Below are 15,804 nucleotides of genomic sequence, written 5' to 3'. Positions count from 1 at the left end.
TGCTCTTCATCACAAATTCACGCTCCAAACGGCGCAAAGTGTGCGTCGCTGGTGGGCGCCAGGTCAGACGCGGAAAAGTACAGCGGTACCGGACGAGCATCTTCTGTGTTGATCGACCAGTCCAGCAGCTCGCGCCGCATGTCTGCGATGACATCTGAGAAGTCGGGGTCGGCAGCCAGATTGTGCAACTCAAGCGGGTCCACTGCCAGGTCGTATAGCTCGTCGAGCGGGTCGAGCGGGTCGTAGATGTACTTCCACCGACTCGTGCGCACCATCTTTGAGCGACCTTCAGCCTCTGCCGCACGCAAAAGCGGGCGAAGCGTGACGGGCGTCGCCCCTGCCGCATCAACGCCGGTCTGGTAAGTCATCGGTGTGGCCCCAGCACCGTACTCGGCGAAGACCGCGCTCCGCGGCTGCGTTGCGAGCTCGAGTCCTGGCAGATTTCGCCCTCTGCTCTCTTCGATCGTTTCCATCCCTGCCAAGCGAGCAAGCGTGGGCATCACGTCGATCAGGCTCACAGGGTGATCAACGACAGTCCCGGCACCGGCCGCGCCTGGAACGCTGACAAGCAAAGGAATTCGCGTGAGCGCATCGACAAGGGAATTGCATTTCACCATCAGTCCTCGCTCACCACCGAAATCACCGTGGTCCGATACGAAGACGACGATCGTGTCGCGATGCCGCCCGAACTGCTCGAGGGTGTCGAGAACACGCCCCACACACGAATCAACGAAGCTGATCATGGCGTAGTACATCGCGACTGCCTCGCGCAACGCGCGGTCATCGATACCCGTGAAGCCGCACAACTCACGATAGAGCCGTCGACGCACTGGCTCGTCGACTGCTTCTGTCGCTTCCCAGGCGGGGATCTGAATCTCGTCCGGGTCATACATCGAGGCGAACGGTTCGGGAGCGTGATACGGCTCATGCGGCTCGGGCAACGACATCCAGAGCAAGAACGGCTCCGTCGTGGACTCGATGAATCGGCAGGACTCTTCAGTCACACGCGCTGCCGGGCAGTCGTCGGCTGAAAGGGGAGCTGTTCGCGCTTCCCAGAGCTGGGAATAGTTCGCGTCACTCATCCACCGCCGGAACCTTTTGTCACGTTCATCGCCGCCGTCGGTGCGGCCGGTATGACTGAAGTCTTTGTAGACGTCGAATAGTCCAAGGTCATCTGCGCCGAAGCAATGATTCTTGCCAAGTAGCGCAAGGTTGTAGCCAGCGCGATGGAACGCGCGCAGATAGTTGTCTCGGTCGCGCGGTGCCGTCAGTTCGTTTGTCCGCACACCGTGATTGTGCGGATATGTACCCGTCCATAGCGATACTCGGGAGGGGGTGCAGAGGGGGTGCGGCGTGAACGCCAGATCATACAGAACCCCTTGATCAGCCAGACGATCGAGTGACGGCGCGAGCACATCAGGGTTGCCATACTGAGGCAGCGCTGTCGCCTTGAGCTGATCGGCCATGATCACGACCACATTCGGTCTCGACATGATCAGCTCACCTCCGAAGTGCACGCGTCGTTGGCAGCAAATGCGGGCGTGATGTCAAGGTCGTCGTCGATGCTGAGCTGCCAACGTTCGATCTCGTGCCGTAGCTCGTTAATCAGTTCGGTGTGCGCAACTTCGCCGCTGAGGTCGTCTGTTTCCCACGGATCGGCTGTCAGGTCGAACAGCTGAAAAAGAGACTGCTCGGGGTAGGCAATGAGCTTGTGCGAGCGCGTGCGGACCATCCGCTGGAAGTGCCGATACGCACCGAAAATGCTGGTGTAAACCGAGTCGGCCGCACCGGACATGAGTGGGAGCAGCGACGGAAACTCCACCGACTGCGGCGAGGGAAGCTCGAGCAAATCGCAGACTGTCGCGAAAATGCTGCTCTGATACACGAGAGCATCGAGGGTCTCGCCAGACGGAATGCCCGCACCCGCAAAGATGAGGGGCACCCTGACGGAATGGTCGTACTGATTCTGTTTTCCCATCAGCCCGTGTTCGCCGACCGCGAGGCCGTGGTCGCTTGAGAACACGATGATGGTGTCATCTGTGAGCCCCCGCGCATCCACCTCTTCGAGGACTCGACCGATCTGCTGGTCGGCGTGGGTGAGAATCGCGTAATACTCGGAGCGGTGCAACCGGACTGCCTCTTCAGTCCGCGGAAAGGGCGCAAGTTGCTCGTCCCGAATCAGCGCGTCGCCCTGATCAAATGGATGCTGCGGTTGAAAGTTCGGCGGAACTTCGATGTCGTCGATGGGATAGAGGTCAAGGAACTCCGGATAGGTCTGCCGCGGGTCGTGTGGCGCGTGATACGCCAGGTGCAAGAAGAATGGCTGGTCCTCCGTTGCTGCACGCTCAATGAAATCGACGGCTGCGTTCGTCCATAGTTCACTGCTGTGCACGACCACGCCGTCGTCCTGCATCCAATGGCGCCCTTGACTGGTGTCGTCAGGTCGCCACGAGTTACGCTCTGAAGGCCTTCTGTAAGCGGGGTTATCCGGGCTGAATCCGTCGGCGTTGATGCCTCCGACCCACGGTCCCACTTGGCTGTAGCTTCGATCGAGTGAGTTCCGACCGTTGTGCCATTTGCCGGTGAAGAACGTCAGGTAACCACACTGGCCGAGATACTGACCAAGCAGCGAAGACTCTTCGAGCCGATCGTGCGCGTGAAAGAGGCTCATCCCGGTGATCAGCATTGCCCGCGATGCCACGCACACCGCGGGCACCCATGAGCCCTGATTGAACGCGTGCGTGAAGGTGGTTCCGCGGCTGACGAGGGCATCGAGATGCGGCGTATAGATTTCTGGATTGTTGAACGATCCGATCGTCCGGAACGCTTGATCATCCATGAAGATCAAGACAACGTTGGGCTTGCGCACGTTCGACTGCCTCGCACCGTTGGGCATCAGGATCAGTCCTCTCGCAGCGAGCGTCATCGCGCCTGCCGGGTTGATTGCGACAATCTTTGTCTCCAGTAGGTTGCCTAATCTCAACCGATAGATCAATCCCACTCAACTTCTAATTCGATAAGATCTATTTATGGATCTTCGACAGATGCGAGCCTTCGTAGCACTCGCAGACAATCTGCACTTCGGTAGAGCGGCCGAGTCTCTAGGTGTTTCGCAACCCGCTCTGAGCCAGTTGCTGTCGAAGCTCGAGGCCGAGATGGGTGCCGAACTTGTCGTGCGCACGAGCCGCGAGGTGAGCCTTTCCCCCGTCGGCGAGTTGTTCTTGGAAGGTTGCCGCCGGACGCTCTCAGAGGCTCTACGCGCTGAAGAGATCGTGCGTGACGCGCCCCTAGGAATCAACGCTCATCTGGTGATCGGCACGCTGGGCGCGGGGGCCAACGGCCCGTTGCCCGAGATGATCTCAGGTTTCCGCGCAACCGCCCACGGACTCGTGGTGGAACTGCACCATCACTCCAACAGTGCCACCCTTGAGCGAGAGATTCTCGCCGGCTCCCTCGACCTCGGAGTTGTTCGATCGATAAGCAATGAGCAACTCGTCGCCTCTCGCAGGTTGTTGGATGAACAGTTCGTCGTCTACTTGGCTGACACCCACCCACTCGCGGCCCGCCAGTTTGTTCGTCTTCACGAACTGGCAGCGGAAGACTTCATTCTCTGGCCGCGCTACCACGGCCCCTCTTATTACGACCTCATCATCTCCGGGTGCCAGCGGGCTGGCTTTACCCCCCGCATCACCGGCTACGGAACCTCGCTTGAGTCACAGTTGGCTCTCGTGGCCGCCGGAATTGGTATCACGCTTCAGGCCGAAAGCAACAGCTCGATCATTCGTGCCGGAGTGCGCTGCATCCCTCTTGCCGCCGATCTCGATGCGACACTCTGGCTCGCGTACCGCCGCTGGCACAGGCCGCCCATCGTCGATCGCTTCCTTGCGGATTCACCAACTGTTGAACAGCGAATCCACCAGTGGGGCAGCCACGCGTCAACTCAGGGCGCGAGGTTTGATCCGCCCAGCCAGTAGCGGCGCGAACACGCCTGGCGCACGTCTGAAGGACGCGAAACGCAACCGAGCTTACGTCGGCAACATTGCAAGCCTGGATGTACTGAGTTGCGGGCAATCGCTGCGCCCGATGACAACACCACCCGCGCCGCACGCGGCGCCGCACGCGGCCCCGACCTGGCGATCGGCGTGGCAATCGATTCTTCGGTTTGACCGGTCGCTGCGCCAGTGCCTACCAGCAGCGCTCGCCCGCCACTCAGCCGGAGGGGCGACACACCTCCGCTCGGCTGAGTTCGCTGGAGGGAGCCCAAAACGCGGGTCAGCCGTGGAACTACTGACCTGAATGCCGCTCCAACGCGGAAACCGGCAGGTTGCTTACGACTGGAAACCTCGCTATTGCTCGCAAATCAACTATCTGTGAAAACATCACAGACCTCTGACCGGGGGTTTTTCGGCGGAGACGGAGGGATTTGAACCCCGCCTCTACGGCTGTACGGGCGCACGTTCACGTGCACTCGCGCATGTTTACGCGGATTTGGCGAGGGCCAAGTGTTCGTTCGACTACGTTCAGCGACGCTGGCACGCGTTGAAGTGTTCGCGAATTCTTCGCAAGCGTTCAGTGCGTACGAATGAGATTCGCTATCCGGATTCGCTATCCAGCTGTCCGATTCCAATGAACCCAGGTGCGATAGAACTACATGCCCGGTTGCTGCGGCAGTCGTCGCCTGGCGCGCTCTTCGTCGGCTTTAAGGATGCCGTTCTTGACGGCCGTGCGCATGATCAATTATCCAATCCAGATAGTGAGCGCCAGCGTTCCGCAGTACAACACGATGAAGAAGAGGATTGCGCCGATTCCCAGACCAGCGTACATCCCCGAGTAATCATTGTTCATTCTTGTTCCTTCCCCTCAATTGGGCGAAGCCTACTGCTTCAGCAATCCACCGGTCAGGGGCCTCCGACCTGCTGGAAGAATCGCAGCATGCACGGAACCCGAATCGTCCGGTGGGAGAAGGCCATGGAGTGGCCACTCACCATCGCCGCTATCCTCTTCTTCATCGCCTACGCCTTCGATATCACCGCAGACCTTCGTGGTGCGAGTGGCGTGATCGCAAACGTCGTGATTTGGATCGCATGGGCCATGTTCGCCGTCGACTACATCGTGCGCATCACACTCGCCCAGAACAAATGGCGATGGTTCTACCACCACCTCCTCGACCTTGCCATCGTCGTCTTGCCGATGCTGCGACCGCTTCGCCTGATGCGGTTCCTGACTGTGCTCGCAATGATCCAACGTGGCGCGGGCAACCTGCTTCGCGGACAAGTCGTGATCTACACATTCGGAGCAACCGCACTAGCAGTTCTCGTGGCTGCCCTCGCAATGCTTGACGCCGAACAATCCGAGGGGACGATCACCACATTCGGTGATTCGCTCTGGTGGGCTTTCGTCACCATCACCACCGTTGGCTATGGTGACTACTACCCAGTAACCACGACCGGGAGACTCATCGCAGTCGGACTCATGATCGGTGGCATCGCCCTCATCGGTGTCGTCACCGCGACCCTTGCGTCCTGGATCGTTGAACGCGTCAGCGACCAAAATATGACGATGGCCGCACCGCCGGCAACTGAAGCCCACGTCGAAGCATTGAGTCGCGAAGTTGCTGAGCTCAAAGATATGATCCGCGCGCTACAGCCGACCCCGCGGCCGTCAAGCCTCGAAGCCAGCTAATCATCGTTGAGGCGATTCACCAGCGACGTGAAGGCCGATCTCAGGCGGACAGCCTGAGATCGTGATGCGCAACAACATGATCTGGCGTGTTCCCCTCGACCAACGAGGCCAAGTCGTCGAGCGCGGAGTCCGCGAGCCGGCGCACTTCTGTCCCTAGCGAGCCCGCAACGTGCGGCGTTATCGCCACGTTCGGCAGCCTGTAAAGTTCCGAATCCGCGGGCAAAGGCTCGGGATCGGTCACGTCTAAGATCGCATCAAGACGCCCTGTTCGACATTCGAACAACAGCGCATCGTGGTCTATCAAAGCACCACGAGCCGTATTGATGAGCGTGGCACCGTCAGGCAAGGCTGCCAGTTCAGTAGCTCCGATCATCTGATAGGTCGAGGCTAGCGAGGGCGCGTGCACGGTGAGCACATCGACCCGCGGGAGCATCTCACTAAGCGGCATCAACACTGCGCCCGCGGCTGCTACTTCAGCCGGATCGACCATCGGATCGGCCACCAGCACTTGCACATTCTCAAGCTGTTGAAGCATACTCACCACGCGCCGTCCGATGCGCGAGAATCCAACGACGCCTACGGTGCGTCCAAGGGAGCCGTAGCTCGACTCATTGCGAAGCTCCGCCCACCTGCCTTTCATCTCGGCAGGTTGTTGCATATGTGTGAAGACCCTTTTGAAAGCGAGTATCACTGAGGCAAAGGTGAATTCTGCAACTGGTATCGCATTCGCATCTGCCGCTGTTGTAACGAGAACCCTTCGCTCCCACAGGTCGTCGGACACTAGCCCCTGCACCGTACCTGCAGCGTGCAAAACTGCACGCAAACGTGGCATTTTGTCAAGCATCGCTTTGTCCAGCCGCGGCGCTCCCCACGACGTGATCAACACCTCCGTGTCGTCAATCGACGACGTGTCGTCAGGATCAAGCAACAGTGGTTCAGCCACACACGCGAGCTCAGCCAATCGCGCCAACCTGGGTGAATCGAACAGCATCGCAAAAACGTCAGGCGACATCGATGCGCGCACGACGGGCCTCATGCGCGTGCCACCGTGTGCACGGCGACATCGTCAAGCACAGGGCGCAGCACAAAGCGCGAATTTGCCCAGACAAGGTAGAGGGCGGGCGCTGCGGTTAACCCGAGAGCCAGCGCAGGTGCATGGGTGAACAGCGCCACCTGCGCTACCAGAACTACTAGCGACGCCGCAGTCAAATACCAACGTCGCACCGCGAAGTAGATGCTTGCGCGAAGCAGGTCACGCACTCTCGCGGTGGGCACTTCCGCTAAACCCGCGAGAGCAAGTAGCGTCGCACCGACAGACAGCACCACCAGCACCGCCAAGAGAGGGATCAACAACACACCTACCTCCAGCGCGCTAAGCGCACGTACGTCAACGAGAAGCACCACAAGCGCGAGAGTACCCAGTACGCCCACCCCGCTTGCTTTTGGCCAGGACCGTCGCCAACCCGAGACGAAAGCTCGCAGAGGCCCGTGGCCGCCGCGCTCATGCTCAGCGAAGACATGGAAAGCGCCGACTATCGCCGGCCCGCACAGCGGCGCCAACGCCGCAAGGTATGGCCACGATGAAGCCGGGTCAGTCAGCATCAACAGTCCTATAAGTGGCAGACAAGACAAGACCAGCAATACATTCGCGATCAGACCGACAGCGACCACGGCGAATACCGTCGAGAACATATCGTGTGAAACCCGCAAGGCGTTCAACCCTTCATCCCGCTCGTAGCGATGCCCTCGACAAAGAATCTCTGGCCTAGTAAGAAGATGATCGCAATCGGTATCACCGAAATTGTCAGCCCCGCGAACAACAGTGCGTAGTCGGTGTCGTAAAGGTTGCTCACAAAGCTCTTGAGGCCTAGTTGCAGAGTCCACAGATCGGGGTTTCGCAAGTAGATCAGAGGGCCGAGGTAGTCGTTCCATGTGTTGACGAACGTCAACAATGACAACGAAGCGATCGCCGGGATTGACAGCGGCAACATGATCTTCCGATAAATGCCGTATTCGCTCATGCCGTCGATTCGCGCGGCTTCAGAGAGCTCTTCCGGGATGGTCTCGTAGAACTGTTTCATCAGAAATACGCCGAATGCGCTGAACGTCTGCAGCAGAATGATCGCCCAAAGGGTGTTGGCTACCTTCAAATTGGAAAGCAGAATGAACTGGGGGATCATGTAGCTCTGCCACGGCACGGCGATCGTCGCAACGTAGAGGAGGAATAGCGCGTTGCGACCGGGGAAGCGCATTCGAGCAAAGCCATACGCAGCGAATGAGCCGGTGAGTACCTGCAAAAATGTCACCGAGACCGACAGGACGAGAGTGTTACGCGTCCACGTGAGGATATTCGACTCGGTCCAGATGTCGAGATAGTTGCTCCACACGAATGTGTCAGGAATCCAGACGATCGGCACCGCAAAGACTTCGTTGCTGGGTTTGAGCGAACTCATCAGCATCCAGAAGAATGGCATAAGAAGCACCACGGCCGCGAGAACCATCGCGGCATAGCCGGCGCCGCGACCGATTGCGCGCCAAGGAGATGCACCGGCCGTCGGCCGAGCCCTCGGAGCAGGATCAGACAGCTTGCGCAGGCCGCGTCGCACGGGCGCGATAAGGGTTTCGGTGGCCATCAGACGGACCTCCGTTTGTTCCAGACGAATTGGATGGCCGTCACTGATATGCAAAGGAAAAAGAGTGCGACTGAGGCTGCGGAAGCGTAGCCGAACTGGCTCTCTCCGAAACCCTTGTCATAGATGAACTGGGAGAGAACTAGCGTCGCGCGACCCGGTCCGCCATCGGTCATGACGAGGATGAGATCGAAGATCTTGAGTGAATTGATCGTCAAGATCACGATCACGAAAAACATCGTCGGGCGCAAACAGGGCAGTGTGACGTTGATGAATCGCTGCATAGCGTTGGCACCATCCATTCGTGCTGCCTCATGCAACTCACGTGGCACCGTTTGCAGCCCCGCCAGAAACAGGATCATGTAATAGCCCATATCGCGCCATGTGCTGACAATGACTACCGCAGGCATTGCCCACTCCGGAGAGGTGAGCCAGCCAGGGGGGTTAGCGATCCCAATGGCCCGCAGCATTTCATTGATCGGGCCATATTCCGGGCTGAAGAGCAGATTCCAGACGACCGCGATCGCAACAATCGAGGTGATGTACGGAAAGAACGCAGCGGTACGAAAGAACGCGACGCCTCGAAGCTTGTTGTTTAGCAGCAGCGCCAAACCCAACGAGACAATGATGGTCAACGGAATATGCATCACCGCGTAGTAGATGGTGTTCCACAAAGCGATCTGGAAACTGCCATCGCCGAGCAAGCGTTTGAAGTTGTCGAGTCCTACCCACTCCGCGCCGCCGAAGATATTCCAGTCGGTGAACGACATGTAAAACATGGTGACGACAGGAACGAGGGTCAGTGCAGCGAAGCCGATGAAATTCGGCAAGATGAATGACCACGCAATGAGGTTGTTTCGGCGGCGCATTGCTTTGCGCTTCGAGCTCGGCAAACCGGGCGACAGCGCTGGCGGGTCGTCCGAGCGAACGGTGGTGATCGTCATGTGGCAGACCTCCTGGTCAAGAAAAAGAGAATGAACGGCCCGCCCCTGGCGCAGGGCCGGGCCGTTCATCGGTGGCTAATGTCAGCCGAGGTCAACCTCGTTCGCCACTCGACTCTCTGCCTCAGCGATTGCAGCATCCACTGACTGCGAACCGCTCATAATCGCCGTGTGCATGTCGTAGAGAATCCCTTGCACGGCAGCAGTGTTAGATGTTGCGGGGTTCTCAAGCGCCGTGTCGTGCGTAGAAAACGCGAAGACAGACAAGTCATCGGCAGGAACGCCATCAACGGAGAAGTAGGTTTCGACAACCTCTTCAGACAACAGCGCAGGGGTGATACCGATCTGCGCAAGTTCGATTGCGCCCGCCTCGCTCGCGGCGTATTCGACGAAGTCTTTCGCCGCTTGGACCTTCGCATCAGGAGTGTTGGCGTTGATCGCAAATCCAGTGGGATCTCCGAAGCTGAGTGGAACTGCGTCGAGTCCTGTCGTCGAGCTGTCGTACTGGGGGACGGGCGCGATGCCCCACTCGAAGTCGTCTGCTTCACCCGCCGCCTGCTGGGACACGAGAGTCGCCACAAACCAACTTCCCATCGGAAGCATCGCCGCCTGCTGAGTACCAAATTGCCCCTGGTATGTGAGCTGGTTCGCCGTGGATGTGTTGAAGTCGGCCTGATAGCCAGCGTCTTGTAGTGCAAGTGCCCGCTCGTAGTACGGCGCAAAGTACTTGTAGTCGCCCGAAAGGATGTCTGCCCCCGGGGTCTGCGAATTTGCAAAGCCCTGAACCGTCGACTGCCAGCGGTGCAAGTAGGTGCCGTCAGCTCCATCAAGGCCTTCCGACAACTCAGCTGCTGCCTCGTCGTAGTCGTCCCAGGTCCATGTGCCATCGGGGTAGTCAACGCCTGCCTCATCGAAGAGGTCCTTGTTGTAAAAGAGTAGGAACGAATCTTGCCGATAAGGAACCCCGTATGTCGAACCGTCAATTTCATACGCCTCGGTGCCGTTGATCCCCTCGGGCATCTCGACGTCGGAAAGGTCCATCAGCTGACCGCCCTCTTGGTACGTGGAAACGTAAGCGACGCCCTTCTGAGTGATGATGTCTGGCCCAACCCCCGCTGCGAGATCGGCGGTGATGAGGGTGTCATACTCCGCGGAGTCATATTCCTTCAGATCAACCGTCACCTCTGGGTGCAGTTCCTCAAAGCCATCCGCGAGCGCCTGAAACTCCGGGGTTGTCGCGAGCGTCCAGCCAGAGACCGAGAGTGTGACATCCCCTGACTCTCCATCTGTCGAAGCCGGCTCACCGCTGCAGCCGACGAGGGTGAGGGCACTGACGGCGAGAACTCCGCCAATAACTGCGATTCTTTTGTTCATTGATTGCTGCTCCTTTGCACTGGGGTCGAGTAAAAACCCGACGCTCTCCTACCGGTCGCCATCGTTGGTCGCTCGGAAATCTTTCAAATCTGTGCACGAATGATGGCCATCAGGCCACTCGATACGCACGACGTCCTCGTCAAGCTCGACGTCAACGTCTCGTTTCGCTTCAGCAGCCGTGAGCGTAAGGGTCGCGACCTGCCAGGCGCCGACGGTGAGGGGCGCTCGCACCACGGGCACTACCGACGTGTTACCCAATGGGCTGGCGTTGTCGCGTACCTCTAGCTGCGCCACGGCGTTCGAATCAGCGTTAATCGCGCTGACGAGTGAACCGCAGCGCGCAGACGCCGATCCATCAGCAGCGACAGATTCGACGGCGTCCCCGCTGATTGCCCACCCACCGACGCGGACGAAGAGTGTCGCCGCGTCAACTGAAGCCTCCAGCGCACCGACGCGCCAGATGCGCACCTCCCAAGGCCCCCTCACGATCGAGCACACCGTAAGCTGCGCGACAATTTCAACCTCACCGGCCCACCCAGCACCATGGCGCACGGGCTCAGCGTCAGTGTTCACCCAATGCGCTCGACTTGTCGACGCGGCAACACCCACTCCACCAGAAACCTCAGCACCAAGGCTTCGGATCGCGGCCCTGTGAGTTACTCGCCCCGCCGCGTCTACGAGCGCGACAGACTGTTCTAACGGCTGCGTCCACGCCAGTTCGTCGAGAAGTGGAGCGGTCGCGGTGGAGTAGCCAATCCGTGCATAGAGAGGTGAGTCAGCCACGTACGTGTTAGGCAGCGCATGATCGGTCCCATGATTGATGACGCGCACAATCCCATCACCAGTGGTCGCAGAAACGAGCCAGTTCGGCGACTCGATCACACGCAGGTCGTCACGCACCTCTACCGGAAGCGGCACGTCGGGTGCCCCCCAGACCGGGTGGTCAGCAGGCAACATGATGCCCACGAGACCCTTTGCCGCCCAATACGGCGAGCCGGGGCCCGAGTACGACTGCGCAAGCGGACGCCAGGGGCCGTGCCAACCCATCGTGAGCACATCATCATCCAACGCCCCGCGGTCCAGAAAGTGTCGCACCGTTGCCTCTGCTGCGTGACGCAACTGCCCCGGCGACGAAGACGGTACGCCCGCAATCACCCCTGCCCAAAATGGCGCTGCCGCCGCAAAACGATATATGAGGCTGCGCCCTTGAACTAGCGGCGAGCCGTCGCCTCCAACTAAGACGAGCGCATCGGTCAGAAAGCGATCCAGCTCAGCTCGGTGTGCTTCAGGTCGGTCTCCCACAAGGTCGGATGCGCCGACCATTCGAGCCCACAAAACGGGATAGAGGTGAAGCGCCCACCCCACGTAGTGGTCGTACGCACTTTGGTCCCCATCGGAATACCAGCCGTTCTCGCGACGGAAAGAGTCATAGAGCGCAAGGTCGGTAGCGATGTCGTCCGCGGACCACGGCCCCCCGACCGATCGCAGAAAGGTTTGCACAACGATGCGAAACCACAACCAATTATTGCGCGGATAGGTATCGTCTCCAACCGCGGGAGAGAGGTACTGCACCAGGCGTTGCTGCGTGACCGAATCCAGCTCATCCCAGATCCACGGACGCGTCATATCGAGCATCAGAGCAAGCGATGCCGCTTCAACTTTTGCCTGACCGTGTTCCTCAAGTCGAACCCACCTATCTGGGGCCGTCGGGTCTACGCCAGCCGTGACTCCGCGACGCATGAACGCGATGAGGTCGTCCAGGCCTTCGCCTCGTTCACCAGCGATGCGAAATCCGGCGATGAGACCCGTCCGCGCGAATCCTTCGAGGCCGTCGATGGCGTGCCCATATCCGCCTTCAGCACCGGGAAACTCGATCCGCGCGCCATTGACGCTGGCGTGTCGATGAGCAGCGGCGAGAAGCCGATCAGCAATCCCGGCCCAGTCAGCTCTACTCCAGGTGGCGGTAGACGCGTTCGCAATCTGATGCATGAAGATTCTCCTTTGAAACCAAGCACCGGAGTGCACAGATGGAGCGTAGCAACGACTTTCGATAGTTAGCAAACTTTTTCAATCAAGTACGATCGTTTATGATCGAATAACGGGAGTGTGGGTTCAGAAATCGTTGCCATGAGCTTCTATCACCTCCCAATGCCGACTGGGCAGCCGGAACGCGGCGCCGTAAGTCAGTAATCGCTTTAACATTGGCGGCAACGGCCACCTGGCAGAGACAAGCAGATCGGCGGGCAATTTCGATGAGCGAATACGCGGGCGTGGCATTGGCCCCAACTCGGCATGCGCGAATTCTGGCGGCGCTCGCCGAGCATGGAACCATCAGAAGCTCCGAGCTGATTGCAGAGCTCGGCGTCACCCCCGTCACGCTGAGGCGCGATCTTGCACAGCTCGAACTCGACGGCAAACTCACACGTGTTCATGGCGGCGCCGTGCCCACAGAGGGCAGCTTTTTGACGACTCAACGAAGCGAGCGTGAAGCGTTCAACGACAACCACTCGATCGCAGTTCTTGTTCCGACGCTCGACTACTACTGGCCGTCAATTATCGACGGCATCGAGAGTGAAGCACGTCGGCATGGGCTGAACGTTCAGGTGCGCACCGCGTCGTACGAAACTCAAGATGAACGCCCCATACTCGAACGAATCTTGCGCAATGATCGACCTGCTGGTCTCATCGTCGCATTCAACGCCGGCACAGAACATTCAGCCGACGTCGTGAAATGGTTGCGGCAATGTGGTGTTCCTTCCGTGCTTGCCGAAAGGGAGGCGAGCTACCCACCGGGTGGAGCGCCGGTAGAGGGAGCGGGAAGCGACCACGCTCTAGGAGGGTTTCTGGCAGCGCAACACCTCGCCGAGCTCGGGCACCGAAAAGTCGGTCTGGTGGTCGCCCGGCAATCTCCGACTTCACGCAAAATAGCCACCGGTTGGTACGCCGCCTGCCGCGATCTGGGACTCGCCCCCACCCAGCACTTCGAAACACTGCTTCCTCGCCGAAATACGAAAGAGTTCTCTGTCGCAGTGAACGCCACCCTCGACCGTGCTCTCGAACTCGGCATGACGGCACTCTTGGTGCATTCGGACCCAGAGGCAATGGCATTTGTCGACATGGCGCTCAATCGCGGACTGGCTGTGCCAGGAGATCTATCACTCATGTCGTACGACGATGAGGTTGCCGAGCGCTTCACGCCAGCTTTGACAGCAGTTCGCCCCCCACGCGAGGCGGTCGGAGCCGCGGCTCTCGACTTGCTGGTTCGGCGCATAGCCGAACCAGATCGGCCCGTGCACCGCGTGTCGCTGAACCCGTCGTTGAGTCTCCGCTCAACAACCGCTCCCCCGCAGGCTCCCGAGGCGGAGCGATAAACGCAGGTGCGCTGATCGGCCACCAGCCTGAGTCCTCAAGCGTGATCTGACGTTCGAGCGACGGACGTGCATTTGCAAACAAAAATCTTCGCAAATTGCTCCGAGCAGAATATCGCGGTAAGGCGGCCGGTCTTGACGACCGCCCAGAACGTCGGCGCCCTGCGAAATCTGCGCGGCACCTCCCCCGCTGTCGCTACCCAGCGGCTAGTGCGATTTGACCACCGGGGAGCGGTCAGCGAGCCTTAGCCAGGTTTCGACCACAGTGTCGGGATTCAGCGACTGAAGCGCCCTGGGTTTGATGGAGACTCGCGCTATTTGATTCCCACCAACTGATCGCGGTCGGTTTGGACAGCATAGAACGCGTGCTCGAACTCGGCGGGTGGGATGTCACCGAGGTAGCCGTGGAGACGCTCGGTGTTGTGCCAGTGCACCCATCGGAGGGTCGCGAGCTCGAGGTCCTCGACGCTCTTCCACGGTCCCGGGCGTGCGGGTCCGCGGACGAGTTCAGTCTTGTAGTAGCCGTTGACGGTCTCGGCGAGAGCATTGTCATAGCTGTCGCCGACGGTCCCGATCGATGGGGTGGCGCCGATCTCGGCGAGGCGTTCGCCGTAGCGAATGGACGTGAATTGAGATCCCGCATCGCTGTGACAGCGCAGATTCTCGTGGTGGCGGCCCCTGGACCAGCGGGCCATCTCGATCGCGTCGAAGACCATTTCGGTGCGCATGTGTGACGCGCACCGCCATCCGACGATCATCCGGGAGTACGCGTCGATGATGAAGCAGACGTATGCGACGCCCGACCACGTCGGCACGAACGTCAGATCTGTGACCCAGAACCGGTTCGGGGCAGTCGCAGTGAACTCCCGCTTCACCAGGTCCGGGTGCCGCACGGCCGTGGGATCGGGGCGAGTTGTCTTCACTCGTTTGCTTCGGGTCGCGCCTTCGATGCCGGCACCACGCATGAGCCGGCCGATCTGGTCCCGGCCGATGTCGATCCCGTTGCGGCGGGCGGTCTTCCAGAGTTTGCGGACCCCGTAGACGCAGTAGTTCGTCTTCCAGAGCGTCACCAGTTCCGGGATGAGGGCCGCGTCGTTCACGGCCCGCGCTGACGGGGCGCGGTCCTTCGCGGCGTAATACGTGCTCGGAGCCACCTGCAACAGGGTGCAGATGGGCTCGACTCCGAGCGGGCGACCTTCGACGACGTCGTTCTTGTTCGCGTCGATGAACGCGACTACTTCCGGTGTTGGCGGTCGAGCTCCGCCCCGAAGAAAGACGCGGCCCTCTTCAGAATTTCGTTCGCCCGCCGCAACTCACGCACTTCCTGCTCGAGCTCTCGCACTCGGTGAGCCTCCGCGGTGCTCACCCCGACGACGTGACCGTCGTCAACGTCGGCTTGCTTGACCCACATCCGCACGGACTCGACCCCGTAGCCGAGTTGCGATGCGACCCGATGGACCGTTCCGTGCTCGGTCCCGAGCTCCGCACGCAGAGTCCGCACCATCCGAACCGCTGCGGCCTTCTCCTCCGGCGAATACCGCCGTCCCGTCGGCTTCCCAGATCCCTGATTCGACACCATGACTCCATCCTCGTTTCCAAGGTCAGGAGCCTCCATCAAACCCAGGGCGCTTCAGTCCTCGGCAAATCATCAACTCTGTACCGCACACGCTGCGCTGGCATTCATGACGTTCCCGAGAGTCCTATTCGGATCCTCGGGTCTGCTGAAGGTTTGGTTGACTCCTGTCCGCTTCCCGCGAGGGTGGCGAGATCGGAATAATTGATCATGATGAGGTATTCGGAAGAGTTCAA

12 protein-coding genes and 1 other annotated feature are annotated in these 15,804 nt (G+C 59.8%); of the genes, 3 read left to right on the top strand and 9 right to left on the bottom strand.

Features of this window, described 5'->3' with window-relative positions; all coding sequences use genetic code 11:
* Positions 1-17: 17 nt before the first annotated feature.
* Positions 18-1,493 carry a sulfatase-like hydrolase/transferase gene (locus tag AB0O81_RS12765; protein ID WP_363584853.1) on the bottom strand — a complete coding sequence of 492 codons (1,476 nt, stop codon included), beginning with the start codon at positions 1,491-1,493 and terminating at the stop codon, positions 18-20.
* 2 nt (positions 1,494-1,495) lie between these two features.
* Positions 1,496-2,926: a sulfatase-like hydrolase/transferase gene (locus AB0O81_RS12760; RefSeq protein ID WP_363584851.1), complete on the bottom strand. Its 1,431-nt coding sequence runs from the start codon at positions 2,924-2,926 to the stop codon at positions 1,496-1,498.
* A 103-nt stretch (positions 2,927-3,029) separates the two neighbouring features.
* Here AB0O81_RS12760 and AB0O81_RS12755 point away from each other — a divergent pair, with 103 nt between their 5' ends.
* Both AB0O81_RS12755 and AB0O81_RS12750 read left to right on the top strand, forming a co-directional pair.
* Entirely contained in the window at positions 3,030-3,974 is a 945-nt protein-coding gene (locus AB0O81_RS12755) for a LysR family transcriptional regulator (RefSeq protein WP_363584849.1), read from the top strand.
* A 958-nt stretch (positions 3,975-4,932) separates the two neighbouring features.
* Positions 4,933-5,682 (top strand): ion channel, encoded by a 750-nt coding sequence (locus tag AB0O81_RS12750; RefSeq protein WP_363584847.1) that lies wholly within the window; start codon positions 4,933-4,935, stop codon positions 5,680-5,682.
* A 40-nt stretch (positions 5,683-5,722) separates the two neighbouring features.
* Here the strand turns inward: AB0O81_RS12750 and AB0O81_RS12745 are convergent, their stop codons facing one another.
* The 6 genes from AB0O81_RS12745 to AB0O81_RS12720 all read right to left on the bottom strand — a co-directional run bounded on the left by AB0O81_RS12745 (position 5,723) and on the right by AB0O81_RS12720 (position 12,616).
* Positions 5,723-6,718 (bottom strand): hydroxyacid dehydrogenase, encoded by a 996-nt coding sequence (locus AB0O81_RS12745; protein WP_363584845.1) that lies wholly within the window; start codon positions 6,716-6,718, stop codon positions 5,723-5,725.
* Entirely contained in the window at positions 6,715-7,392 is a 678-nt protein-coding gene (locus AB0O81_RS12740) for a ferredoxin-NADPH reductase (protein ID WP_363584843.1), read from the bottom strand. Before AB0O81_RS12740 ends, AB0O81_RS12745 begins: the two co-directional genes overlap by 4 nt.
* Positions 7,393-7,397: 5 nt before the next feature.
* Positions 7,398-8,183, bottom strand: coding sequence for a carbohydrate ABC transporter permease (locus AB0O81_RS12735; RefSeq protein ID WP_363584972.1), 786 nt, complete (start codon positions 8,181-8,183; stop codon positions 7,398-7,400).
* Positions 8,184-8,314: 131 nt separating this feature from the next.
* Positions 8,315-9,256 carry a sugar ABC transporter permease gene (locus AB0O81_RS12730; RefSeq protein WP_363584841.1) on the bottom strand — a complete coding sequence of 314 codons (942 nt, stop codon included), beginning with the start codon at positions 9,254-9,256 and terminating at the stop codon, positions 8,315-8,317.
* 81 nt (positions 9,257-9,337) lie between these two features.
* Positions 9,338-10,627, bottom strand: coding sequence for a sugar ABC transporter substrate-binding protein (locus AB0O81_RS12725; protein ID WP_363584839.1), 1,290 nt, complete (start codon positions 10,625-10,627; stop codon positions 9,338-9,340).
* Positions 10,628-10,675: 48 nt separating this feature from the next.
* Positions 10,676-12,616, bottom strand: a complete 1,941-nt coding sequence (locus AB0O81_RS12720; protein WP_363584837.1) for a DUF2264 domain-containing protein — start codon at positions 12,614-12,616, stop codon at positions 10,676-10,678.
* A gap of 263 nt (positions 12,617-12,879) precedes the next feature.
* Between AB0O81_RS12720 and AB0O81_RS12715 the strand changes: the two genes are divergently transcribed.
* The gene (locus AB0O81_RS12715) at positions 12,880-13,998 is read left to right on the top strand and encodes a substrate-binding domain-containing protein (RefSeq protein ID WP_363584835.1); all 1,119 of its coding nucleotides are present in this window, start codon (positions 12,880-12,882) and stop codon (positions 13,996-13,998) included.
* Between the two features lie 311 nt (positions 13,999-14,309).
* Here AB0O81_RS12715 and AB0O81_RS12710 read toward each other — a convergent pair.
* Positions 14,310-15,574, bottom strand: a protein-coding gene (locus tag AB0O81_RS12710; RefSeq protein ID WP_363584833.1) for an IS3 family transposase whose coding sequence is annotated in 2 segments (ribosomal slippage) — positions 14,310-15,271 and positions 15,271-15,574 — 1,266 coding nt in all. Because the reading frame shifts where the segments join, the coding sequence is not laid out codon by codon here.
* Positions 15,141-15,275, bottom strand: a sequence feature (AL1L pseudoknot). Its footprint overlaps the gene before it by 135 nt.
* Positions 15,575-15,804: the final 230 nt, after the last annotated feature.

It is taken from the genome of Microbacterium sp. NPDC076911 (genome assembly GCF_040687125.1).
Classification (GTDB): Bacteria; Actinomycetota; Actinomycetes; order Actinomycetales; family Microbacteriaceae; genus Microbacterium.
This window is presented reverse-complemented; position numbering and strand designations above follow the sequence as displayed.